This is a genomic window from Psychrobacillus sp., assembly GCF_056205495.1.
Genome location: NZ_JBAEAP010000041.1, coordinates 1 through 2242, shown reverse-complemented (window position 1 = coordinate 2242; position 2242 = coordinate 1). Strand labels below are relative to the sequence as shown.

The 2242-nt window shown below is 37.7% G+C and carries 3 protein-coding genes; all 3 read right to left on the bottom strand.

Features of this window, described 5'->3' with window-relative positions:
• On the bottom strand, nucleotides 1-409 hold a 409-nt coding region (locus tag AC06OU_RS01350; RefSeq protein WP_475853525.1), incomplete at its 3' end, for a Gfo/Idh/MocA family protein.
• A 414-nt stretch (nucleotides 410-823) separates the two neighbouring features.
• Nucleotides 824-1330: a creatininase family protein gene (locus AC06OU_RS01345; protein ID WP_475853524.1), complete on the bottom strand. Its 507-nt coding sequence runs from the start codon at nucleotides 1328-1330 to the stop codon at nucleotides 824-826.
• A 194-nt stretch (nucleotides 1331-1524) separates the two neighbouring features.
• Nucleotides 1525-2178 (bottom strand): phosphate signaling complex protein PhoU, encoded by a 654-nt coding sequence (phoU, locus tag AC06OU_RS01340; protein ID WP_298470502.1) that lies wholly within the window; start codon nucleotides 2176-2178, stop codon nucleotides 1525-1527.
• Nucleotides 2179-2242: the final 64 nt, after the last annotated feature.

Sequence of the window (2242 nt, the reverse complement as noted above, 5' to 3'; positions counted from 1 at the left end):
CTCTCATTTTTTGAACAGATTTGTTAAAGCGGTTTTGGTGACAAGCACTTACTTTAACGTTTTTCTCTTTAGCTAAAGCGATGATTTGATCTGCTTCTTCTAAAGATAATGCGATTGGCTTCTCGATAATTAGATTGCTGCCATGCTCGATACAATCTAAAGCGATTTGTGCATGCTTTCCGCTTTCCGTACAAATCCCGATTAGCTCAGGAGATTCCTGCTGAAGCATTTCTTTGTAATCCGTATATTTCTTCACTGTTTCTGGTAGCTCAAACATGGAAATTGTTGCATCCATTTTGCTCTCGTCCACATCACATAACGCCACAATATTTAAATTATTTTCTATAGCTGCAGCAACATGATTAGGAGAGATTCGTCCACACCCGATAATTGCATATTTTAAACTCACTTACGTGTTCCTCCTTTGGAATATCCAAAATCTATATGCTCTTATGTTATCCAAACACTTAAAGTTATACTCTTAGTGAATATCCTCACATAAAGCCTACACTATTATATCATATTCCAATCTATAGTTTTATCAACTAAAAGTTAAACTCTTCATTTTGGAAATAAATTCTGCTATGTATGTCAGTAAAATTTATTTATAAATTCTAAATAAAGCATAATTGATCTTCGCTCTAGTCGGACGCTTTCCGTGGGGTGAGCGATAAGCCATCACCCGTCGCTAACGCGCGCGGTTGTGACGTCTTATCTGTCTCACTCATCCCACTGGAGTCGCCGCCTGCCGCTTCAATCAATACATAGAAAATATTTCATTCACTAAGTAAAATACGCGATAGAACACTATCAGGTAGAGAGTCTATAACGGAATCTCTCTATTTCTTAATTCCACATGCACTTCATTTTCGCAGTATTCTATCAATTTTTTTAAATTAGCTAAAAATTTATTATGGTATTTTTCACCTGTCTCTTTTGATGAACCGGTTGCATCCCACATTAGACCAAAACCATTAGTTGCTTCCTTATAGGTAAATACATCACTAGAGCTCAATACTCGGTCTCCCTCTATAAACGGGTCATGTTGAAGATAACGATGCTTATTAGGAATATTACTCCTTACTTCTTCCGGATCACAAAGCTCTGGATATAAATAGAACATATGGGAACTCTCCATTTCTTCTGCATGTCCAATTCCACCTGGAGCAGAAAGTCTTAGTTCTTTACCTTTTTCAAAGTTAAAGTAAAACGGATCCACAATTGGTAGAAATGCTCCTGTCTTGTTTCTTAGTCTAGTGGTAGCAATTTTAATGGGAGGTAGATTAGCTTCTCTGTGTCCATTAAGTAATGATAATTTTTTCGAATCCATGATAAATTAAACTTTGACATATATCCTCGACAAGTGCGAACTCTATAGAAAAACACCTTATAATGATTTCGACAATTTCCATTTCATTTCCTGTATTTAAATCCATAATGTTCAAAAAACATAATAATTCTACAAATAATTATACATAAAAAAACCGATAAGGAAGCAGGAAGCTTCATTTATCGGTTTAAACTTTAGTTAAAATCATACATCCTACCTTTAATCAGATAAGCAGTGCTTTCTGCTATGTTGGTGATGTGATCGGCTGTGCGTTCTAAGAAACGGTTGATGAATAGGAGCTGGACTAGCTGGGCTGTGTCCTCGGGATGCTCGCTTAAGTATTGAATGAGATTTTGGTAATTGGCTCTACTGTTTGCATCGACTAGGTCATCCAGGTCGGCTACTTCCTTTGCCAGGGCTATGTCTTCCTCTATAAACGACTTCAACGATTTTTGTAGCATCGTAATGGATACCGTCTTCATCGGCTCAAGCTTTGTCATGTGTAACAGGGATGGCCGCTCTCCAATTTTAATAGTTGCCTTGGAGATGTTAACTGCAAAGTCAGCTATGCGCTCGATGTCGCTTGATATTTTCAGCACGCCAATGATTCGGCGTAAGTCACGAGCAAGTGGCTGCTCCTTGGAGATAAACCAAATAGCCATTTGGTTAATTTCCTTTTCCATGTCATCGATCGTATTGTCTTTTTCAATTGTCTTTAAAGCAAGCTCGATGTCCTGCGTTTCTAATGCTTGGTAGGAGCATTCTAGCTGCTCCTCTGTGATTCTTACCATTTCAGCTAGCTTGTTTTCTAGCTCTTGCATGTTATTTTCAAAGTTTTCGCGTATCATTTTCCGTCTCCCATCTTATTATCCGAAACGACCAGTAATATAATCTTCCGTTCTAGAGTCACTT

Coding starts and splice junctions, on each gene's coding strand:
- AC06OU_RS01345 (WP_475853524.1), bottom strand. CDS start 1,330: ATGGATTCGAAAAAATTATCATTACTTAATGGACACAGAGAAGCTAAT.
- phoU (WP_298470502.1), bottom strand. CDS start 2,178: ATGATACGCGAAAACTTTGAAAATAACATGCAAGAGCTAGAAAACAAG.